The 21,725-nt window shown below is 35.4% G+C and carries 23 protein-coding genes and 1 pseudogene; 18 read left to right on the top strand and 6 right to left on the bottom strand.

Going from position 1 to position 21,725, the window contains the following annotated elements; genetic code table 11:
• Positions 1 to 78 precede the first annotated feature (78 nt).
• Both A8L44_RS04450 and A8L44_RS04435 read left to right on the top strand, forming a co-directional pair.
• Complete coding sequence (locus tag A8L44_RS04450) at positions 79 to 567, top strand: GNAT family N-acetyltransferase (RefSeq protein WP_066102086.1); 489 nt, start codon at positions 79 to 81, stop codon at positions 565 to 567.
• 997 nt (positions 568 to 1,564) lie between these two features.
• Complete coding sequence (locus tag A8L44_RS04435; RefSeq protein ID WP_066102076.1) at positions 1,565 to 2,176, top strand: DedA family protein; 612 nt, start codon at positions 1,565 to 1,567, stop codon at positions 2,174 to 2,176.
• Between the two features lie 49 nt (positions 2,177 to 2,225).
• On the opposite strand, the gene A8L44_RS04430 is transcribed toward A8L44_RS04435, so the two are convergent.
• Positions 2,226 to 3,164: an alpha/beta hydrolase gene (locus A8L44_RS04430; RefSeq protein ID WP_066102073.1), complete on the bottom strand. Its 939-nt coding sequence runs from the start codon at positions 3,162 to 3,164 to the stop codon at positions 2,226 to 2,228.
• Positions 3,165 to 3,448: 284 nt separating this feature from the next.
• Between A8L44_RS04430 and A8L44_RS04425 the strand changes: the two genes are divergently transcribed.
• A complete protein-coding gene (locus A8L44_RS04425; protein WP_066102070.1) occupies positions 3,449 to 4,666 on the top strand; it encodes a BRCT domain-containing protein in 1,218 nt (405 codons plus the stop codon).
• 34 nt (positions 4,667 to 4,700) lie between these two features.
• Here A8L44_RS04425 and A8L44_RS04420 read toward each other — a convergent pair whose 3' ends face one another.
• From A8L44_RS04420 to A8L44_RS04410, 3 genes are all read right to left on the bottom strand, one after another.
• Positions 4,701 to 5,111 (bottom strand): putative ABC transporter permease, encoded by a 411-nt coding sequence (locus tag A8L44_RS04420; RefSeq protein WP_066102067.1) that lies wholly within the window; start codon positions 5,109 to 5,111, stop codon positions 4,701 to 4,703.
• A gap of 40 nt (positions 5,112 to 5,151) precedes the next feature.
• On the bottom strand, positions 5,152 to 5,280 hold the full coding sequence (locus A8L44_RS04415) for a YpzI family protein (RefSeq protein ID WP_066102064.1): 129 nt from the start codon (positions 5,278 to 5,280) through the stop codon (positions 5,152 to 5,154).
• A 182-nt stretch (positions 5,281 to 5,462) separates the two neighbouring features.
• Positions 5,463 to 6,647 (bottom strand): NupC/NupG family nucleoside CNT transporter, encoded by a 1,185-nt coding sequence (locus A8L44_RS04410; RefSeq protein WP_066102060.1) that lies wholly within the window; start codon positions 6,645 to 6,647, stop codon positions 5,463 to 5,465.
• Between the two features lie 257 nt (positions 6,648 to 6,904).
• On the opposite strand from A8L44_RS04410, the gene A8L44_RS04405 reads away from it, so the two are divergent.
• The 8 genes from A8L44_RS04405 (at position 6,905) to A8L44_RS04375 (ending at position 12,267) form a co-directional block, all read left to right on the top strand.
• Positions 6,905 to 7,693: an HAD family hydrolase gene (locus A8L44_RS04405; RefSeq protein ID WP_066102422.1), complete on the top strand. Its 789-nt coding sequence runs from the start codon at positions 6,905 to 6,907 to the stop codon at positions 7,691 to 7,693.
• Between the two features lie 178 nt (positions 7,694 to 7,871).
• Positions 7,872 to 8,570 carry a Crp/Fnr family transcriptional regulator gene (locus tag A8L44_RS04400; RefSeq protein ID WP_066102056.1) on the top strand — a complete coding sequence of 233 codons (699 nt, stop codon included), beginning with the start codon at positions 7,872 to 7,874 and terminating at the stop codon, positions 8,568 to 8,570.
• 324 nt (positions 8,571 to 8,894) lie between these two features.
• Positions 8,895 to 9,080 (top strand): DUF1657 domain-containing protein, encoded by a 186-nt coding sequence (locus A8L44_RS04395; RefSeq protein WP_225983653.1) that lies wholly within the window; start codon positions 8,895 to 8,897, stop codon positions 9,078 to 9,080.
• Positions 9,081 to 9,112: 32 nt separating this feature from the next.
• Entirely contained in the window at positions 9,113 to 9,973 is an 861-nt protein-coding gene (locus A8L44_RS04390; RefSeq protein WP_066102419.1) for a DUF421 domain-containing protein, read from the top strand.
• Between the two features lie 77 nt (positions 9,974 to 10,050).
• Positions 10,051 to 10,599 (top strand): hypothetical protein, encoded by a 549-nt coding sequence (locus A8L44_RS04385; RefSeq protein WP_077247975.1) that lies wholly within the window; start codon positions 10,051 to 10,053, stop codon positions 10,597 to 10,599.
• A gap of 41 nt (positions 10,600 to 10,640) precedes the next feature.
• Entirely contained in the window at positions 10,641 to 10,865 is a 225-nt protein-coding gene (locus tag A8L44_RS18425; protein ID WP_077247974.1) for a hypothetical protein, read from the top strand.
• Between the two features lie 191 nt (positions 10,866 to 11,056).
• Complete coding sequence (locus A8L44_RS04380) at positions 11,057 to 11,758, top strand: TVP38/TMEM64 family protein (protein WP_066102049.1); 702 nt, start codon at positions 11,057 to 11,059, stop codon at positions 11,756 to 11,758.
• Between the two features lie 296 nt (positions 11,759 to 12,054).
• Positions 12,055 to 12,267: a DUF3006 domain-containing protein gene (locus A8L44_RS04375; RefSeq protein WP_066102047.1), complete on the top strand. Its 213-nt coding sequence runs from the start codon at positions 12,055 to 12,057 to the stop codon at positions 12,265 to 12,267.
• Between the two features lie 174 nt (positions 12,268 to 12,441).
• On the opposite strand, the gene A8L44_RS04370 is transcribed toward A8L44_RS04375, so the two are convergent.
• Both A8L44_RS04370 and A8L44_RS04365 read right to left on the bottom strand, forming a co-directional pair.
• Positions 12,442 to 13,719 carry an MDR family MFS transporter gene (locus A8L44_RS04370; RefSeq protein WP_066102042.1) on the bottom strand — a complete coding sequence of 426 codons (1,278 nt, stop codon included), beginning with the start codon at positions 13,717 to 13,719 and terminating at the stop codon, positions 12,442 to 12,444.
• 241 nt (positions 13,720 to 13,960) lie between these two features.
• On the bottom strand, positions 13,961 to 15,220 hold the full coding sequence (locus tag A8L44_RS04365) for an esterase/lipase family protein (RefSeq protein ID WP_066102039.1): 1,260 nt from the start codon (positions 15,218 to 15,220) through the stop codon (positions 13,961 to 13,963).
• A gap of 247 nt (positions 15,221 to 15,467) precedes the next feature.
• Here A8L44_RS04365 and A8L44_RS04360 point away from each other — a divergent pair, with 247 nt between their 5' ends.
• The 7 genes and pseudogenes from A8L44_RS04360 (at position 15,468) to A8L44_RS04325 (ending at position 21,559) form a co-directional block, all read left to right on the top strand.
• Positions 15,468 to 16,319 (top strand): GRP family sugar transporter, encoded by an 852-nt coding sequence (locus A8L44_RS04360; protein WP_066102037.1) that lies wholly within the window; start codon positions 15,468 to 15,470, stop codon positions 16,317 to 16,319.
• Positions 16,320 to 16,342: 23 nt separating this feature from the next.
• Positions 16,343 to 17,128: an SDR family oxidoreductase gene (locus A8L44_RS04355; RefSeq protein WP_066102035.1), complete on the top strand. Its 786-nt coding sequence runs from the start codon at positions 16,343 to 16,345 to the stop codon at positions 17,126 to 17,128.
• A 116-nt stretch (positions 17,129 to 17,244) separates the two neighbouring features.
• Positions 17,245 to 18,687 carry a 4-hydroxyphenylacetate 3-monooxygenase, oxygenase component gene (gene hpaB, locus A8L44_RS04350; protein WP_066102032.1) on the top strand — a complete coding sequence of 481 codons (1,443 nt, stop codon included), beginning with the start codon at positions 17,245 to 17,247 and terminating at the stop codon, positions 18,685 to 18,687.
• Positions 18,688 to 18,906: 219 nt separating this feature from the next.
• Complete coding sequence (locus tag A8L44_RS04345; RefSeq protein ID WP_066102029.1) at positions 18,907 to 19,176, top strand: hypothetical protein; 270 nt, start codon at positions 18,907 to 18,909, stop codon at positions 19,174 to 19,176.
• A 122-nt stretch (positions 19,177 to 19,298) separates the two neighbouring features.
• Positions 19,299 to 19,828 (top strand): annotated as a pseudogene (locus A8L44_RS04340) (cysteine hydrolase family protein).
• Between the two features lie 223 nt (positions 19,829 to 20,051).
• Positions 20,052 to 20,372, top strand: coding sequence for a hypothetical protein (locus A8L44_RS04335; RefSeq protein ID WP_066102026.1), 321 nt, complete (start codon positions 20,052 to 20,054; stop codon positions 20,370 to 20,372).
• Between the two features lie 818 nt (positions 20,373 to 21,190).
• Positions 21,191 to 21,559 carry a WapI family immunity protein gene (locus A8L44_RS04325; RefSeq protein ID WP_066102021.1) on the top strand — a complete coding sequence of 123 codons (369 nt, stop codon included), beginning with the start codon at positions 21,191 to 21,193 and terminating at the stop codon, positions 21,557 to 21,559.
• Positions 21,560 to 21,725 lie beyond the last annotated feature (166 nt).

The following is a 21,725-nucleotide window of genomic DNA, read 5'->3' as shown; positions in this document are numbered from 1 at the left end:
TTGTCCCTGAATAAAAGCTATACCTTGTCTATTAACCTGTAACCAGATTTATTAAATTCGCAAAGGAGTATGCGATAGATGAAACTACAAATTCGATTAGCCAAGGATTCAGAAACCATGGAGATTATCGAACTATTAAAAGGGGCTGCGTCATGGCTCAAATCTGAGGAAATTGATCAATGGTCTTATTTATTGTCCGGAGGAGAGGATCTCGATATAGAGCGTGCTATTCTCAACAATGAGACCTATGTAGCAAAGTATGAAAATAATCTAATAGGGACCTTTACTTTATCATCTATTCAAAGTGAATGGGATCTCGATTTATGGGGGAATCAAGAGGATAGTTCCTTATATTTACATCGCCTTGCTGTAAATAATGAATATAGAGGGCAGGGACTGGGGTGTAAAATAATTCGGTGGATTGAAGAGAAATTTTCCGGTCGATATATGTATTTAAGACTAGATTGTGTGTCCAATAACCCCAGACTTAACCAGTTTTATCAGGATTGTAGATTCAAATTGGCTGGATCCACCGAAGAATTTAATAAATATGAAAAGTGTATTTAAAAAGGTAAATCAAGAGGAAGCGGTAAAAAGGATTGATAATAAAAGATATTTAGATTTAAAAAAGTTTAAGTATCAAATGTTTGAAGAAATGGTTACGGAATATAGGAATGTTAATTAATGAGTGAACGTATTAATAAGACATTTTTCTGGAAACTAGCCAACTAAAAAAGGACACCCAAATAGGCATCCTTTGAAAAGTTATTACTACCACGGAAATATGAGATAACACAAACATGCAATTATAGCTAAAACTAAGTTATAAAATATGTATTTATATTTTTTTTGTAGTACAGATATAATTGTTGAAATAATAGCAACTACCACTGCCATAGGAATAGTGAATAAAAATACGCCAAGAAAAAAAGTATCGATATAAACTAGAACAGTAAGTATGGCTGTGATGCTTGTCCATAGGATTGGATTTTTAAGCATAATTTAATCCTCCTCGTATAACTTGGTAATTATTATTTCAATATAATATAATATCGAAAACATTACTTCAATAGATTTTTGAAACCAATTTAAAGCTATTTCGTTATATACTACATACAATAATCTATACATAAACAGATATAGAAAAAGAAGGGCACCAATAAATAATAGGATTGAAAACATAATTATTATGCCCCCTTAACAGCAGAATCACTTCTCTTCGATATTCCATAGATGATACCGACAAGTCAGGAAAGAAAGGGAGTCAAATACGTATCGTGATTTACTCATAGGTTGCATAAATATATCTGCTGAGTTGAGACCCTATAATGATAATAATGATAGACACCAGCAGTAATTTGGAAATATACATCTATATGTTTTTCTTCCTAGCCTATATTATAGGAGAGGCTAAGGGCATTTATTTTACTTTCTCCTAGCTTTATGTTGATATTGTATAATGAAGATTACTATGATTGTCCAAAGAAGGAATATTATGATAGTGCTTTAAAGGTATTTCTGATTGGTCATAACACATAACTGATACATAGAAAGGATGGTCCAATTGGAGTCTTGGATAATGGACTTGATGAATCAATTTGGTTATTGGGGAGTGTTTCTCCTAATTGCTTTAGAAAATGTATTTCCTCCTATTCCGTCTGAAGTGATTTTAACGTTTGGAGGATATATGACACATGAAACTCAGTTAACGGTAGTTGGTGTCATATTGGTATCTACAATAGGTTCGGTTTCCGGTGCAATCATTTTATATTTCATTGGCCGATTGCTTGATGTCAGTCGTTTGGAAAAAATAATTGATCGGTATGGGAAGATCCTTCGTCTTACAAAAGAAGACATTTATAAGGCTGATGCCTGGTTTGATAAGTATGGTATTTGGACAGTCTTATTCTGCCGTCTAATTCCCTTAATTCGGAGCCTAATTTCTATTCCTGCAGGGATGTCCAATATGAATTTTCCATTATTCATTTTGTTTACAACAATAGGGACAGTTGTCTGGAATACCATCCTGGTCAACCTGGGAGCAAGTGTGGGAGAAAATTGGCATGAGATTGTAAACTATATGGACACTTTCTCAAATGTAATCTATGTCATACTCATTGTGCTATTTATCCTGTGTATTGTTTGGTATATTCGAAAAAGAAAAGAACGGAAGTAAACTTGAAAAGCCCTTATTCTCCAGATGAAATGGAGGACAAGGGCTTTTATTATTTGTTTGGCATATAGTTTGTTAAAAATGAACTAACTTTTTCTTCATACAATGCTGGATTTATATCATAGGCATTGCCATGCTCTGCTTTCGGTACTGAATAGAGGTCTTTTTCTGATGGAGTAGCCTCATAAAGCTCATGTACCATTTCAACTGGAACAAAGGTATCAGCTTCACCATGGATATAGAGGATGGGTAAATTTGTCTTCTTGACCTGCTCGATAGCTGAAGCTTCTCCAAAAGAGTACCCTGCCCGGATTTTTGTTAACAAACTAGTAGTTTGGATAATTGGGAAGCTTGGAAGATGATACATTCTTTTCAATTGATAGGATAGAACATCTTTGGCAGACGTATATCCGCAATCGGCAATAATTGCTTTTACTTGATTTGTCAGCTCTTCGCCGCTTGTCATTAAGACAGTAGATGCCCCCATCGAAACACCATGCAGGGCGATGTTTGAATCTTCTCCTTTACGATCGATTATATAATCAATCCATTGAAGATAATCCTTGCGCTCTGGCCAACCAAAACCAATATAATCCCCTTCGCTAGCACCATGTCCACGCGCATCCGGCATAAGCACATGATAATTTAAAGTTTCATGATAATATTTTGCGTATGCAGCCATATTCTTAGCCTTGCCTGCGTATCCATGCGCAATAATAACGGTTTGATTGGTTGGTTCATTAGCTTCCAAATAATAGCCTTTTAATTTCAGACCATCCATAGAAGTGATTGATACAGTCTCAAAGTTTGATTTGCTCATCCATGAAAGTGCCTGTTCCAGTAGAGAGTTGTCGGTTGAGACATCTAAATCTGGATTATCATCTAGAAAATCCTTATCAGAACGATAAACGGCTACTTTATAAAAGTAGAAGCTGGCTGCAGTCAGAATGGCTAGTATGAGTATGGTGATAATCGCAATCCACTTTTTCATAGTCCACATCCTTCTTCTAAGTTGTCATAACAACTATCATACATCGAAAGATGACTTTTTGGTATAAGGTTTCTTTATCTATAATTACCTCAATTATCTATAATGCAGTAAGGATTATGTACCAGTGCGCGACTGAATAAGTGGAAGACCTGTTTGAAGGAAAAAATTGAACGTTATCACAGATAGTAGATGTTAAATTTTCCATAAATAAAATGTTCAAACAACCTGTTAAAATATAGATATACAATTTACAAGTCAAATAGGATTTTATAAAGGAACTGACAATGACTCATACAGATAAATACCAACTACGACTTAAAGAATACTTAAAGCAAGCTGGCAATCCTTTGCTTATCAAATTACTCATCAATGGTTTAACAGTAGAAATGACATATCAAAATGGACTTCTTAATAAGGTAATCATGGTTGATCAAAACCATTTTGAAGTGGATGTAACTCAAGTGGTTCGAATCAGTGTAGATGTCCCTGACAAGATTTTGTTTAAGGGATTATTAAAGGTGAGGGCACATGTCATTCACACCTTCTCGGATTTTGAAAAGTTGAATCGAAATGGCCTGTATTTACATCATAAAGATTTAACGAAAAAAATACTCCAGCAGCAGATGGATTATGAGCAAAGAAAGCTAAGGGTCATTGTTTCAAATATTGTTGATATATTCGGCTTGGATAATGACAGTGGTTATAATGAGATTGAACAGGTAGAGTTTCTAAAGAATCAAGGATTTCACGTGGTCTATTATGAGCAAATTGAAAATAGTATTGAAGGAATTCATTTATTTTACGAGACTTTTATGGAGTATCACCGTCAAGAGATAGGCTATTCCGTATCAGGTCTGCAAATACTTTCTGCTGATTCACATGACTGCAACGAAGGGTTCATATTACCTTTTTCATCTGATGAAGCAATTTTAACAGTTGATGATATTTGTCCTGAGGTAATTCCATCTGGAAGGATTGAGCCTATTGTCAGAATAAAAGCGATTGATCTAGCAGGAGAACGTTATTATTCCCTTCGGATGCATGGATTCTCTTTAATCAAGTTAATGGATATTCGAATTGGCGACCAGGTTTTGATGTCGGATGTACAAACTATTATAGGGGTGGAAATAGAAAAACGGACAGGTACAGAAACTTGCTTTGTCCTACCTGAATTTTGCCCTAATTGTGGGGATAAAGTAAAGAATGATGGTGAGCAACTATATTGTACAAATAGCGATTGCAGGAATAAACCGGTATTCAATCGAGAGCAGCATGGAATAAAAGGTAAGACTGTGGTTATAACTGGTACACTTTCAATAAGAAGATATGATTTCAGGAAATTAATTGAACAAGCTGGTGGAGTACTGGCGGGAGCGGTTACGAACCAAACAGATTACTTATTAATGGGGTCAAAAGGGGTAGGGACAGTCAAATATAGAAAGGCAAAATCTCTTAAAGTGCCTATTATAACGGAAGAACAAATTAGATTGATGATTGAATAGGTGAGGGACCAATGAAGCTCATTGGTCTCCTTTATTAATTTATGCGAAGGTTTGAGTGATTTTTCTGGAATAACCAAGAGTGTAAACGCGGATATAGGATAATTCCAGCTATTGATAAAGGCAACCATAATAGAGCATAGGGTACACAAATTTGTCCATAAAGATTAAAAGGAAGGGCACTATAATCCCATATAGATAGCTTTAGCCATATATTTAAAATAAGACCGGCGCATAGCTCTAGGAAGGTCACTAAAAGAGTACCTGCCAAAGCTTTCAGATACAGCGGGATCTTAATTAGAGTCAGGAACCCAAACAGAGTGAAGCAAATACCACCAAGCACCCCCATTGTCCAATGAGTATGTCCCCTCCATATTAGCTCTACTAACAAATAAAGAGCGCCGCCAATAATCCCGAGGTGTAAGGTTTTCATGAGAGTAAAAAACATTTGGACGCCTCCTGAGAAGAAGTTTATATAAGCTACAAGATTATTGGTCTTTTCGTGCTTCATCAGCTGTGTCCAAACGCGTAGAACCATTATTATGTAGTGCTTGATCACGGTCAGATTCAACGCGCTTGCTGTTTCTCAGCTTCTTTTCTTGTCGGTCTTTACCCATATTACTCACTCCTTTTCGTGGATTAAGCTTAGGGTAACCTTTCTTTGGTTTTTCATTACTATTTTTAAAGGGAAAATATACAAGTACAAGTTAGGAGAAATCGTAGGAATAGGGATCGCTAATTTTTATAAAAAAAGATAGGATTCTTGGGTTATCTCCATGAATCCTATCCGAGGTAATTATTAAATAAATAATCCTACAATTGTAGCAGACAAGATAGATGCCATTGTAGCTACGATGAATAGTTTGAAACCAAATGCGCTTACTTCTTTTGCTTTTGCACCATTGATCGCTTGGATAGATCCGCTAATGATACCAATAGAAGAGAAGTTAGCAAATGAAATTAAGAATGTGGAAATAACAGCAACTGCTTTCTCAGACATGTCAGCCATTAAAGGTTGGAATTGTAAAATCGCAGCAAATTCGTTTGCTAACAATTTTGTACCCATTACAGATCCAGCTGTGATCATTTCGCTTGCTGGAATACCCATAATGAAAGCGATTGGAGATAAGAGATATCCTACAATTGTAGTTAAATCAACTCCAACAATTCCGCCAACAATACCATTTAAAAGTCCTAGGATTGCTAAATATGCAACTAGCATTACAGCAACAATTACGACTACTTTTCCACCGTCTAATGCTCCGGCACCAATGGCTTCAAATACATTTTTTGTTTGAACCATATCGTTAATATCGATTTCAGTATCTTCCTTCGTTGCTTTAACTGGTGTCATGATGGAAGTAATGATTAATGCACTGAACATATTAAGGAAAATAGCGATTAATACAAATTTCGCAGGCAGCATTGTCATATAGGATGCAATCAACGCTGCAGATACGCTTGCCATTGCTGATGTTGAAACAATAAATAGTCTGTTTGAATTTAGCTTACCAATTTGACTTTTAATTGCAAGAATTGCTTCTGATTGACCGAAAAATATAGAGTTAACAGCATTGAAGCTTTCTACTTGAGGTAAACCAGTGATTTTTGAAATAAGTCCGCCAATATATTTGATAATATAAGGAAGAATTTTGTAATGTGTAAGTACAGATAATAATGCAGATGTAAAAATAACAGGCATTAAGACATTTACAAAGAATGGAGAACCTCCTTCAGGAATCCATCCACCAATTACGAATTCGATACCTTCCTGGGAGTAACTTAATAATTTATTGAACGCTCCAGCCACTGCATCAACTACCTTTAAACCGACAGTTGTACCTAGTAATAAGAAAGTTAGAACTAACTGGAAGCCAATCATGATGGCAACAGCTTTAAAATTGATATTCTTTTTATCATTGGAAAATAAATAGGAAATTCCTATTAGCAATGCGATTCCGAGAATACCGAGAATAATGCTCATTAAAAAAACCTCTCAATCTTTTTATTTATTTACAATCATTTTGCTCAATGGCAATAAAAATAACCATCAGCCTTGAAGAATTATACTTATATAACAAACTGACTTACAAGGACATATGTCCCAATAATGACTTTAAAATAAATATAAAAATTTTCTAAAAAGTGAGACCGATGATGGAAAATGCTTTGAATCATGTAAAAGAGGTAGAAGTCATTTATAATAAATTTATAAATAGCATCGAGGAGAGAGGGCATTACATGATTAAATTAATAGCAACAGATATGGACGGCACATTTTTAGATGATCATAACCAATTCCCTGAGGATTTTTATGAAGTTTTTTATAAATTAAAAAAGAAAGGGATTATTTTTGGAGCAGCCAGTGGGCGTCAATATTATAATCTTGTAGAGAGATTTCATGATATAAAAGAACAAATGCTATTTATTGCTGAGAATGGAACATATGTTGTATATAAAGGGGAAGAGTTATATTCTCATACACTAAACCTTGAAGAGGCAAGAAAATTTATAAAAATAGCAAGAACCATTGAGGGAGTACATATCGTCCTTTGTGGGAAAAAAGCAGCCTATATTGAAAGGTCGGAACCAGAGGCACTTGCAGAAGTAAATAAATATTATGCCCGATGTGATTTGGTTGAAGATTTAATGCTTGTAGAAGATGAGATTTTAAAGGTAAGCCTTCTTGATTTCAAGGGGGCTGAGCAAAACAGTGCAACCTTCTTTACTTCATTTAAAAAGGATTATCAAGTGACGATCGGTGGCTATTTTTGGATGGATATTATGAATGCGGGTGCCAATAAAGGCATCGCCATAAAGCGAGTACAAGAGCTTTTAAATATACACCATAATGAAACAATGGTATTCGGTGATTATTTAAATGACCTTGAAATGATGCAAAGTGCTTATTATAGCTTTGCGATGGGAAATGCCCATGATCAAATAAAGGACATAGCCAGATTTGAAACAAAAACAAATAATCAGTCAGGCGTGATCGAAACGATTAAAGAACATATACTGATTGCATAATAATTTGATAGATTTAAAGTAGAGTGACTTTGGTAGAAAAGGTCACTCTTATTTTGGTTGGAAATGATTATATATTTACCATCTCAAATATAAAAGCTATACTTCTACTCGTAATTCGTGATGGAATAGGGAAGATTACTGACAAACGAAGGTTAAATAATTGAAGGTGAAACATCTGATGCAAAAAGCTGAAAGAGAGAAGTTCATTTTAAAGTATCTAAAAAAATATGATATGTGCGAGATTTTTTCTGGCATTGATTTAAATGATATTGATGTTGTGCAAATAAAAAAAGGACAGTTGATTTGTTCTAAAGGCGATGAAATCAATGATATGTATTTTCTCGTTGAAGGAAAAGTTAAAATATATACCATAACCCCTGATGATAAACGCTTAATATTGCGGTTCCAAAAATCATTAGGAATTATTGGCGATATTGAATATATACAAGGTACGCTTGTACTTCATACGATTGAAGCTAGTACTGATTGTCTGGTGTTAAAAATACCGTTTCATACCATTAGACATACTGTAGGTAATGACGCAAGGTTTCTGTCATTTTTACTAGACGTGGTTACACGTAGATTTCGTGCTAAAACTGATGCAGCAACATTAAATCTTTTATATCCTGTTGAAGTGAGATTAGCTAGTTTTTTATTATCAACAACTACAGATGGTGAGCGTCCGGTTTATCATGAAGAAGCTGTAGGTTCAAGTTTAAAGGATATTGCGGATATGGTTGGAACAAGCTACCGACATTTAAACCGTATAATAAAAACCCTTTGCAATGAGGATATAATCAGTAGATCGAATGGTAAATTATTTGTTAAGGATCTCAATAGGCTAAAGGAAATAGCAAAAAATAATATTTATGAATAATAAGTGAAGAGTATATTCAAATGAAATATACTCTTTTTTATTTTTGAAAAGCATACATAAACATAAACAGGGAAACCTTGAAGCTTTAGCGTTAAGTAAAGATCGTGTGTATAATACCGAACATTTTTCCAGGAAGCAATAGCAAAAAACGCCGTAATACTAACCGATTTAATGGAAGAGGAAGATTTAATAGGCCACAAATGAATACTCATATATTCGAACGGCTAATAAAGCCGGCCCTTCTGCATCAAGGACAGTATAGAAGAAATATTAGAGCACATACTAAAATAAAATGGGTAATTACCTTATGTAGTGGAGGTAGGAATGATGACTGTTAAAGCAACAGTAAGGATATGCCTGGCAAATCTTGAAGGAATTGAAGCTAGTCTATCAATTTTAGCGTTAAATACAGAACAAAAAGAGACTGCTGCGGATTTGCATCAGGCAATGTTGCTTGTTGGAGAGATTGTTACAGATATTAAAAAAAGAGTCGAAATATTAACAAGCTAAACTCTTTATCATTCGGAGGATGTGTGTTGGAAATGCCAGAATGGTTAGATGTCATAGTAAGATCCGTTCTTTTTTTACTAATTTTATTCTTCATCACCAAAATACTCGGGAAAAAGCAAATAGCCCAGTTATCCATGTTTGAATATGTCACAGGAATAACAATAGGAAATATTGGAGCTGAAGTTGTGACAGGCCTGGATCAAAAAATCCATCTGGGAATCATTGCGATTGTTGCAACAGCAGCTGTTCCTTATGTATCAGGCCGGATCACTCTAAAAAGCAAGAAGTTGCGTGACTTTGTTGATGGCAATGGTACTGTTTTAATGCAGGATGGTAAGGTTTTGGAAGGTAATTTAAAGAAAGAGAAAGTTACTACTGATGAATTACTAGAGATGTGTCGTAAGAATGGTGTTTTTGATATTTCAGAAGTAGATTATGCTGTATTAGAGGCAAACGGAGTATTGAATGTCCTATTGAAAAAAGAAAATAGACCATTAACAGCAAAAGACTTGAATATGAAGGTTCCAAAAGAAAGAGAGCCACAAACGGTTATAATGGATGGAGTAATCTTATCTGAACCACTTATACGGATTGGCAAAAATCAGTCATGGCTGAACAATGAATTAGCTAAAATGAATGTGACATTGGATAATGTATTCATCGGACAAGTAAATACATATGGTGAACTAACAGTCGATTTGTTCGACGATAAGATTCGTGTTCCATCTCCTCAGGAAAGACCCCTATTATATGCCACGATGAAAAAATGCCAGGCAGATTTAGAATTATTAGCACTATCATCAGATGACAATGAAGCAAAACAGATGTATCTAAAAAATAGTAAAAAAATGCAGGAAGCAATTAAAAAGGTCGCTTATATATTAAAGCATTAAGGACAAGGGACATCCAAAACGGAAGTCCCTTGTTTTATTTTTGATATATTTCACAATAAATGTAAAGGGGGAGGGTGATGATGCAAGTAGTAACTAACGAATTAGCAAAGTGGATTGAAGAAGTTGAAACTGACGCATTCTATTCGAGATTATCAAGAATAGAAAAAATTCCGGATAATCCTATGGGTATAGAAATACGGAAGTTCGGTAATGCGATAGCTTTTGTGGCTCAAAATATCCCAGGTCCAGCATTTAACAAAATAAAAGGAATAATGGATAAAGATATTCCTTTATTGAATGAATTGATCCAATTATACAACGATAAAGGGGTTCCAGCGAGATTTGAAATTACCCCTGCACATGCAACATCCATTCTTTATTCGGCCCTTGCAAACCTTGGCTATTTACACACCGATTTTTTAACCAATCTGTATGCTGATCCACAAAAGTTATTAATAGATGGAGATGAAAATTCATCAGTTTCAATACGCGAGTTTAAATCAAACGAATTTGATTTATTTGCAGAGCTGTATATAGACGCTTTCGATATGCCGTTATTTTTAAAGAAAATATCGCCCGCAATAATGAAATACTGTATGGTATGCCTGGATGGAAATTTTATTTAGCTAATTATAAAGATAAACCTGCGGGCATAGGTGTACTATTTATGGGAGAGAGGGGGGCATACTTAGCTGCAGCAGGAACTATACCGCAGTATAGAAATAAAGGAGTTCAGGGAGCTTTAATACAACGACGGATTATAGAGGCAAAACGAAATAATTGTAAGGTAATAGTTGGTCAGGCGAGCTTCGGCGGTATCAGTCAAAATAATATGGGAAGAGCAGGGTTGAAAATAGCCTATACAAAGTCAGTATGGACTCATCAATCATAAGCTATATTGGAGGCACAAATTTGAGCCTTCTTTTTTTATTACCCGGGAAATGTTATTATAATATTTTTTGAAGAATATGGATTGAATGTATGAATAAATAGTCTATAAGTTTAAATTTTAGGGTATAGGGTAATATGCTGTCTTTCCAGTGCAAACTGGAAAGAAAAAGGCAAAAGAGAAGATGGTGAGAGATGAAGAAAAACATTTATAATCATTTAAATGGCAGAAAAATCTTTATTACTCTTTTACTCCTATTTGCTATTTTCTTTTTTGTTCAAATACAGGAAATTACCCTTTATAAGGCCATTATAAATGGTAATTACGAATATATAAAAACAGCTGTATTGGACTCCATTCTATATGTCTACGTTTTCATGCTGTTTATCATGATTATCCAGAACTCATTTACAATTATTCCCCTGATTCTCGTGATTACTATCAACATTACTGTATTTGGATTTTTTAAAGGCTTTATTTGGAGCTGGCTTACAAGTGTTCTGGCGGCAATGATCATTTTTATCTTCATTAGGTATCTATTCACTGATCGTTTTTCGTCGAAAATTTCTCCTGAACAATTACAAAAAATTGAAGATAAAGGTGTTTCTTATATATTGGTTGCTAGAGTTACTCCTTTTATACCAACCAGCATCATTAATATAATTGCAGGATTAAGTTCAATTACATTGCAAAAGTTTATATTAGGTACGGCCGTTGGAAACTTTATTTATTTTTTTATCTTGGCCCTTATTCCAGCAGGTTTATATTCTAGTGGAATCAATGAATACGTGATAGTGGCAATAATCATTTTACTCATGTCTGCATCCTACTTGTTCTCCAAGATAAGAAATAAAAGGAAAAATGATTATACTAAATTAATGCGTAATAAATATTAAAAAGAGGGAAGATGATATACTATCCCTCTTTCTTATTACCTTTTTTTCGTTAATCATTATTAGTGTAAAAGGATTTGTTATTTAATCATAATTAATTGTTTTATGCAATGGCTCTAACTGATATTGTCTATTTTTCGTTGAACCAATTGAGGGGATATTTGGGTGGATACGGAAAAGTCGCAACAAATCCAGCCAATTACTACTCGCCGAGGGAAAAGAGAGAGTCCTTTTTTAAAGACAAATGAGGACATATAACATGCAAATATCTTTTACAAAGCAATAAGGAGGAACAAACGATGATATTAATTGTTAATCGAATAGAAGGTAATTTGGCAGTCTGTGAGAAAACTGATAAAAGTATGGTGGATGTTGAGTTGAGCAAATTGCCTGTTGATGTAAGGGAAGGAGATATCCTTATTGAAAAGGATGGTAACTATAAGCTTGATTTAACGCAGACTGAAAGAAGGAAAAAACGTGTACAAGATCTTTTGGAAGACTTATTTGAATAAATACCTATTTCACTATCTTACGCCGAAAAAAGCTCAAAGCATTTTGCTTTGAGCTTTATTTCCGTGTACAACTACATATTTACTCTGCTAAAGAGGATTCCCTAAACTCAATATAAAACAGATGAGGAATGGGGTTAATTCTCCATTTACCTTAAAACCAGCTTACTTCATCGATTAATCGGTTATGCTCATTGGAGTCTTAATCTCTGCCTCAGTTTCAGGATGTATCCTTCTGTCGAGAGCAGGAACGATCTTGATAAAAATAACAATCCCAGCTACACCGATACCAGTAATAAAAATGGATGTAGCTAAATTGGATAGATACGCACTTAATGTAATCGTTAGAGAACAAATTAAATTGGCCACATTATAGGTTAATCCGTTTACAGCTAAATAAGAGCTCCTCGCATGTTCAGGGGGCAAATTAGCCATATAATTTTGCTGGACGGGCACACGCAATACTTCAGCAACAGTTGCGATGAACATTGCTCCGAATAAGAACCAGATATTATTAGAGTAAGAAATCACAGCATAGCCGGCTACAAAGACAATGCAGCTGGTGATTAATACATTTCGGTCGTTCAAATTAGAAACAAGCTTTGTCGCAAACAGGGCTAAAATTACAACCAAAATCGTATTTTCTGTACGTAAGAACCCGACCATCTCAATCCCGCCAAATTCGATTCCTAATAGATTCTGAATGGATAGATCCTCTGACAGTCTAATACTCATATAGCTTGTTAATTGGAATTCCATTGATAGAACAAAGATTCCTGCTAATACGTATAAGACAAAGAGTTTATCTTTAAAAACAGAATGATAATTTGAAAATAATTGTTTGACATGTTGGGGTGGTGTTTTTTTCTCTGTTTTATTTGGTATGTAGCTTTCTTCAATAAAAAATGTAATTAAGGTCCATGCAATCAATGAAGTAATTGAAAGAGCGAGGAGTAATTCAAAGAAGTATTCTCTAAACATAAATCCGCCAATGGCACCGCCAAAAGCGATGGATAGATTATTTGCCCAATACATAATGGTATACATCGATTTTCGTTCCTCAGGACGGCTGACATCAATCAGCATTGCCTGATTTGCAGGCCCTGCTAAGCCCCAGCATATACTGTTAACAGTCATCATAAAGAATGTAATCAGCGGTTCTGTAAACCATGGTGAATTGCAAATCATCATGGTAACGAATGCTAAAAATCGAAGCGATTCAGCAAATACGATTAATTTTTTTCTGCCGAAGCTATCTGAAAAATATCCTCCAAAGAAATTTATCGCTATGCCGACAAACACATTAATCAGCAATAAAAGTCCCGCCATTTTTACCCCGAAATGTGATGATAAATAAATCGCCATGAATGGAAATATCATACCTCCAATGGCGGAACTTAAAAATGACTCTATAATACGTATTTTAATTGTACGGTGAAACTGTTTAAAACCCATGGTTGACCCTCCCCTTTTCCCATTATGTAATTTTATAACATTCTGATAATATTTCAATATAAATTAAGAAAACATGGAATATTGTTTCTATTTCTTATTCTATTTTTTAAAATGGAAGATTACATCCGTAATTTTACGGATAGAATCTACAACTTTCGATGGAGCATAAAAAAGCCAAATTCACAAATAAGTGAACTTGGCATAAGCATTTTTTTACTTCCTTTTTTCAAGCAAAGTGCAGTTATTCATCCAATGAGTGTACATTTTCAGCTATATCTTTATAAAGCGGATAAACGTTAAAGGCTGGCGTTTTGCTGCTAAGGCTGAGAATACCGATAAAATCAATATGATCCCAATTGCTCATGATAGGGTAGTAGTTCCATTTCCCTTTTTCTGCTACCCCATTATAGGCTTTTGCTGGTTGTCCAAATGGCGAAAAAGACGAAACCGTACTGACTAATCCATCGTTTGGCCACCAGCTTTTATCTATAATGGGTCCATCTTGTGGATTAGTTCTACTAAATTTCCCTAAGAAACTGGTAGGTTGATGGAGAAACAGATGTGTGTAAGCAGATGGTATATGCTGACCTGTCAAAATACTCTTTTTGGAGGTTTGACCGGTGTAGGAGAAATAATAAACATCTGATTTTGTCTCTACCTTTTGATTAAGTACAGCAGCCCCTGGTGTACTTAAATCATATGCACTTATATCAGTACTCTCCCAAATCTTACTGTTAATGACTTTGGAGAGATACGATTTAAAAGACTCCCCGGGTTCTCTGCGAATTCCCCAATGGTCCAATTTAAAATCATATACTAAGTTTTCTTGGCTGATCCCTGTAACACTGGCGACATTAATGATTAGATCTTTAACAAAAGATATTATTCTATTTTCATCATCTGCATATGTTGTACCGTTATGTGGGGTAGCAATGCTGCTCACACTGTGCACCCACGATTTATTGCCTTCAAAAAGAGAGGACATACTTTCATTCGGGTGGACCTGATGATAGTCACGTTCTTCTGCACTGCCGTCTTCTAGAAGATCAACTAAACTGCGTGTTGTTAATCCTCCCATGCTGTGGCCTACAAGGTGAACCGGATGATCAGCATCCCACTCAGGGTAGACCCCTTCATAGGTGCGCCCATAACGTGAGTGTCCATGCTGTTTGGCATGGGACGCTCCGTAATCTACCGTGCCGCCTTTAATATAATAATAGAGTTCTATTGAACGATCATAGTTGCTGGCTACTGGACTGACACTTGCTACAAATGTTTGATGGCCCATGCTTTCTAAGTACTCCGGAACATCCTTTAGTCCGCCCCAATAATTGTAACCTAAAAATTCGCCTTCTCCCCATCCACCTAAACCATGGACCAACACGATAGGATAATCATTGCCTTGGTTTTCAGCGGCACTCGCCTTTGTCTGTGGCAAAAAAGCAAAAAAGCTAATGATTAATCCTGTGACCAAAATAAGATTTGTTACTTTCGATTTCAAACCAATTCCTCCTTAAAATAAAAAGTAGTCCATGACAAAGCGACGGGGTTCGAGTTCTTGCGAAGGAGTATTTTGATAATTCTGTCAATTATTACTATATGTTAGCGCTTACATAATAAGCAAGTGAAAAATTATGAATTAAATATAAATAGGAAATTCAGCCTAACGTTTCCGGATAGGTAAATAAGGGTATTTTACAGCCATATAAAAGTAAAAAGATTCTATAAGGGTAGAAAGTGGGATATGTATGTCGGGAATATTACTAGCATTATTAGCTGCTGTATGCTGGGGCAGCTTGGTATTAATTAGCGTAAAACTTGGTGGAAATGCTTATAGCCAAACATTGGGAATCACATTGGGTGCATTTCTCTTTGCTGTAATTATGTTGTTTTTTTCTGAACCTGTATTTAATCCTACAGTTTGGATTGTAGGGTTGATTTCAGGAGGACTGTGGGCAATTGGGCAAACAGGGCAGTTTATTAGCGTCAAGTATATAGGTGTATCGAAAACAGTACCCATTTCAACGGGCATGCAATTAATCGGAACTTCTTTATTTGGTTTGATTGTTTTTAATGAATGGAGCACGAAGGCTCAAATTATTATGGGGATACTGGCTCTTTGCTGTTTGATTGCAGGCGTGATTCTTAATTCAGTCGGAAATGATAGCGATGAAGAAGGAAGTCAGTTAAAAAAAGGCTTAATCACTCTGACATTATCGTCATTAGGGTATATAGGCTATGTTGTTATTATCAGATGGTATGAAATTGATGGCTGGTCAGCTATTCTTCCGCAGGCTACCGGAATGCTAATTGTTGGTCTTGTAATAGGCTTTTGGAAGCATGCGTTTGATAAATATACAGTGAGAAATATGCTTTCGGGGCTTGTTTGGGCAACGGGTAATATTGCACTTCTTCTGTCAGTTCCAAAAATCGGAGTAGCCACAAGTTATTCTCTTTCTCAAACAGGTATTGTGATTTCCACGCTTGGGGGGATTTTCTTATTGGGTGAGAAAAAGGATAAGAAAAGGTTGATAATGGTCATCGCAGGCTGTCTCCTTGTTATTGCCGGAGGCGTTATATTGGGATATACCAAGAAATAAATAGTCGAGAGGAGAAACGTACTATGTATAAAGATTTAGAAGGTAAAGTTGTTGTTATAACTGGAGCAAGTAAAGGGCTTGGAAAGGCCATGGCCCTTCGTTTTGGGGAAGAGAAAGCAAAAGTAGTTATTAATTATCGTTCAACTGAAAAAGATCTAGATGAGATTGTTCGAATCATTAAAGCCTGTGGTGGGGACGCCATCACTGTTCAGGCGGATATTTCGAAAGAAGAGGACGTTAAAAGGTTAATAAATGAGGCAGTTGAGACATTTGGTATACTTGATGTCATGGTTAATAATGCTGGAGTTGAAAATGAAATGCCTTCACACGAATTAAGCCTTGAAGATTGGAATAAGGTTATTTCCACGAATTTAACAGGATGTTTTTTAGGAAGCAGAGAAGCCATTAAGTATATGGTTGAACATAAGATAAAAGGTTCCGTCATTAATATGTCATCTGTACATGAGCAAATTCCATGGCCCCATTTTGTCCACTATGCGGCAAGTAAAGGTGGGGTTAAACTAATGAGTGAAACGCTTGCCTTGGAGTATGCTCCGAAAGGAATTCGCGTAAATAATATATGCCCGGGTGCAATCAATACACCTATCAATGAAGAAAAATTTAATGATCCCGAAGCGAAGAAGCAAGTCCTTGAACTTATTCCGATGGGGTATATCGGTAAGCCTGAAGAGGTTGCAGCATGTGCAGTTTGGCTCGCTTCGAAGGAATCAAGCTATGTGACAGGATTAAGCTTATTTGTGGATGGTGGAATGACACAATATCCTGGTTTCCAGGCAGGCAGAGGATAAACATTCGGTAAAAAAAAGACCGAGCCCTTTGGATAATTAATAGACAATCGTACATACATTATTGGGATGGTATGTACATAGTCTACTGTATCTGAATATATAAGGGTGGGAGTATTATGCCGATAAGATCTGGTTTAGAATACATCGAAAAAATAGATAATCTTCATTCTTCGATATGGATAGATGGGCAAAAAGTAAATGGTAAAATTTCTGAACATCAAGCTTTTAAAGGAGTCATGAAAAGTCAGGCTGCCTTATATGATTTGCAATTAAAGGAATCCAACCGAGATATCATGACATTTCGTTCACCTGTTACTGGCAATCTGGTTGGGACCTCTTTTTTGGAACCAAAAACAAAAGAGGATTTAGAAAAAAGAAGACTGATGACACAAGTATGGGCTAAATCAAGCGGAGGGTTTTTGGGCAGATCACCAGACTACATGAATACTGTGATGATGTCCTTTGCGTCTGCCGCGGCCATTTTTTCTGAGCAGGATGAACGCTTCACTAAAAACATGCTGACGATATTTGAGAATGCCCGCGAGCAAGATTTATCTTTCACCCATACATTTATTAATCCACAGGTTAATCGCTCATCCTATTATGTTGAAAATTTCACCCAGACGATATCAGCACAGACGACAGAAATAAAGGATGATGGGATTGTTATAAATGGAGCCAGGCTTTTAGCCACACAGGGAGGAATTACGGATGAAATACTAGTGTTCCCTGCCAATGCCGCTGGGCATAATAAAGATTTGGCTTATGGCTTTTCCATTCCAAGCAACACGCCTGGATTGAGATTTATATGCAGAGAACCATTTAGCTACCGTGATTCGGCATTTGATCATCCGCTTGGTTCCCGTTTTGATGAAGTGGATTCCATTGTCGTGTTTGATCAGGTATTGGTTCCCTGGGATAGAGTGCTCTTTTATGAGAATCCTCTTATAGCTCAAAAAATTTATCAGGAAAGCAGCTTCCATTTACTAGCTGCACATCAGGTTACATGCAGAAGAATCATCAAGCTGGAGATGGTATTGGGAATTGCCCAAAAGCTAATTGATTCCATACAGGTGGGGGAGTATCAGCATATACATGAAAAAATAAGTGAAATATATGTCGGATTGGAATCATTAAAGGCTTTGTTGCTTGCATCTGAAGTAAATGCCAAGGCGGATAAGTGGGGAACAATGGTACCGGATGCAAATCCGTTACAGGCATCCATTTTATTGTTTGCTCGTTTGTATCCAAGATGTACGGAAATTCTTCAATTAATCGGAGCGAGTGGGCTTATGGCCATTCCAACAGAAGCTGATTTTTCATCAGAAATCGGTGCGGATCTTGATTTGTATATGCAGGGAGCCATCGTTGGAGCAGAAGAAAAAGTGAAGATTTTTCGGTTGGCATGGGATATATCCATGAGTGCTTTCGGAACGCGACAATCCCTGTATGAACGATTCTTTTTTGGCGACGCAGTCAGATTGGCTTCAGGGCTCTATATGAGTTACCCAAAAGAAAACTATGTTAAATTAATTGATCAATTTTTAGATGAATACTAAGAGGGAGGACAGTTATCGAAAAAACGATAGCTGTCTTTATTTTTGGCTGTTATCGTATAGATTGTTGTTCCTGTATATAAAGGAGTAAATATCCATTTAGTGGTACCATTAGATAAAGAAAGCTACTACAACAAAAGGAATAGATTTGTAGAGTGAGGGAGATTGGTAGGTGTACGAATCTCGATAATAATAGAGAAATATTTATTTAGAGGTGGCGCAATGTTTTTTAGAAAAAAGAGATTTTTTGTTTGTTCGGTATGTGGTTATGATCGTTTACCAGGGCCTTTATATGAAAAGGGTATTCCTGATGTAAGCCTTATTTGTGCTTGTTGTGGATTTCAACCAGGGTACGACGATGAAGATTTAGGATATACATTTGAAAGTTATCGAGAAGAGTGGATAGAAAAGGGGGCTAAATGGTTTTGGGAGAAAGAGAAACCAAAGCAATGGGAGCTCAAGAAACAGCTGGAAAATATTGATATAAAATAGAGCTTAAGGTCGAGTTTGTAAATTTGCATTCTTTATTCTTTATAGAACCGGTGAAGATTAACGGATGAAGGAAATGGAAAACACAAGTAGAATCTATTCAAAGAAACATAAGGGGGAGAATAATGAAAAAAGCACTATTGGTTATAGACGTTCAAAATGGAATGTTTCAAGAAGGTAACGTTGTGTATAAAGGAGATGTCCTGTTAAAAAACTTAAAAGGATTGATTGGTCGGGCACGATCTTCTAAGACACCGATTTTCTATATACAGCATAATGCATCTGCTGGACACCTATTAGAATATAGAACAAAAGGTTGGGAGAATCATCCTGAAATTAATCCAAATAATCAAGATATCATTATTCAAAAAACTACCCCTGATTCATTTTTTAATACTACTTTAGATGATGAACTGAAAAGACAAGGGATTGAACATTTAATACTTGCCGGAATTCAAACAGAAGCCTGTGTTGATACAACTTGCAGAAGAGCTTTTAGTATGGGATATAAAGTCACTTTAGCTTCAGATACACACAGCACTTGGGATCAGAAGACCTTACTGCCCAACAAATTATAAACCATCATAACGGTGTATTACGCTGGTTTGCTGATGTTTACTCAAGTCAAGACATTACATTTAATAGTGCATTGTAAACTTTCAAGTCTACATTAATCCATACATGGAATAGATTGATGATTAACTTGTAGAAAAAAGACTGATTTTTAATAACATTTAGTAATTAGTTGAATGACTTGCAATTCGATTAGGAACTAAATTAGTTATTATCTTAATATTATAGTAGGTATTGTAAATTATCTGTTTTTAATTAATAATTAGAGTATAATTTGTAACGACTTTTTATCGGAAGGGAACCAAATGAAAGTGAGCATTAAAGAGGAATATGAGAAGCTAGATGTTTCCATGGGACAGATAAAGTATGCAAAGAGAATACAAAAATTGTTATGCGAAAGATTGGATATGGAATTGCCAAGCGAGTATGAGCTATCTGAAATTGTGGTGGAACAGGCTTTGTTTACTTATATAGATATATTAGAAAAATATTATCGCTTGGATGGAAAACCGTGGGAAGAGTTTTATGCAATATATCATGGAGTAACTAATGTTCCTAGACAATTAGAGGACTTTAAAGAACAGAAAAAAGGGACTTTGCAACTTTTAAGAAAAAGGGAGAGCTAATCCTCAGCTGAAGTAAAACTTTGAGGAAAAAGAAGCACTTAGCTAATGCTAACTCTCTTTGTGAAAGATTAAACTGAAACTATCGGGAGTACCCGCTCCAATATCAGAGCTGTGATGTAGTGACCCCAATAAGTTAGAAATCTGACTTTTGGGGTGTAATACTGATCAGCTCTTTTTTTGCTATGCAGCTAGGGGCAGTATATTTCAATGGAGTATGGATATTTATGTTAAAGTGAACATGTAGGGAGGAGAGATAGTTGGTTTATTTCGCAAAGACTCAAAGAGTAGCATTATGGTATATAATGCTATTAATGATATTGACAATTTCAATAAATGACTTTTTCGATTGGTTATTATACTTCCAAATGATATTTTCTTTAGTTATTCTTGTTTTATTATGTATCAGATATAAATTTGTGATAAATAATGACTATTTGACGTATCAAATATTGTTTTTTAAATGGCCTTTATATAAAACAAGTATATTTCCCCATCAAATAAAACAGATTAAATTTAAACGAGTCAATTGGTATTCCAAAGGTGCTTTTATGCAAGTTAAAAAAGGACTTACCATCCGAATTGTAAATTTCAATCCCAACGACGTTTTCAAAGAATTAGTTGATTTTGCTAACAAACATGGTATTCCATATTCTAAAACGAAAGATTATATAATTATAGAAAAATAGTCTTATTCCCTAACGAGGGTATTACTTTCATATCAAGGGCTGGTTGATCAGCTCTTTTTTGCTATTCGGTTAAAGGAACAGATTAGTACAAGATGACCAAAGCTAATAAGTTATAAAATATGAGGTGGTAAAATGAAATTCCATCTATTGGGAGAAAAAGCTAAAGTAGAAATAGATATCATAGCTCGTGAATATCCGAATAGCTTTGATTATTGGGATGGAAACTGGGTTATTTCAAACGTGAAAGTTGAAATCCCTGGATATTATGTTGATTTTATTGCTAGTTTAAGAACTGATGACATTAGGGATTTTTTAAATGATTTGAAGTTAATGAATAAGGATTTATCGGGTAAAGCTATATTGAAAAATTTAGATAGCTTTATTTATTTTGAATGTGAAATGGATAAGTTGGGGCATATAGAATGGTCTGGAGAGACTTGTTATCCGACAGGAAGTGGTGCTGTATATCCTTTGAATTTGTATCAAATCAATCATATTTAGATGATTTGATTAAAGAATTAGAGAATATAATCTCTCTATATCCAGTTATAAGTAAACCGTAGCTATTGTATTAACAGGTCAATAGCAGAAAATCAAGGCTGTCATGTTGACGGTCTTTTTTTATGCTCCCCATTAGGTAAGACAGTTTGAAAAATCTGGCTTACCT

Origin of the sequence: Bacillus sp. FJAT-27986 (assembly GCF_001685035.1) — a bacterium.
Classification (GTDB): domain Bacteria; phylum Bacillota; class Bacilli; order Bacillales; family Pradoshiaceae; genus Pradoshia.
Note: the sequence above shows the minus strand (reverse complement) of the source record. Positions and strands in the feature narration are given on the sequence as shown.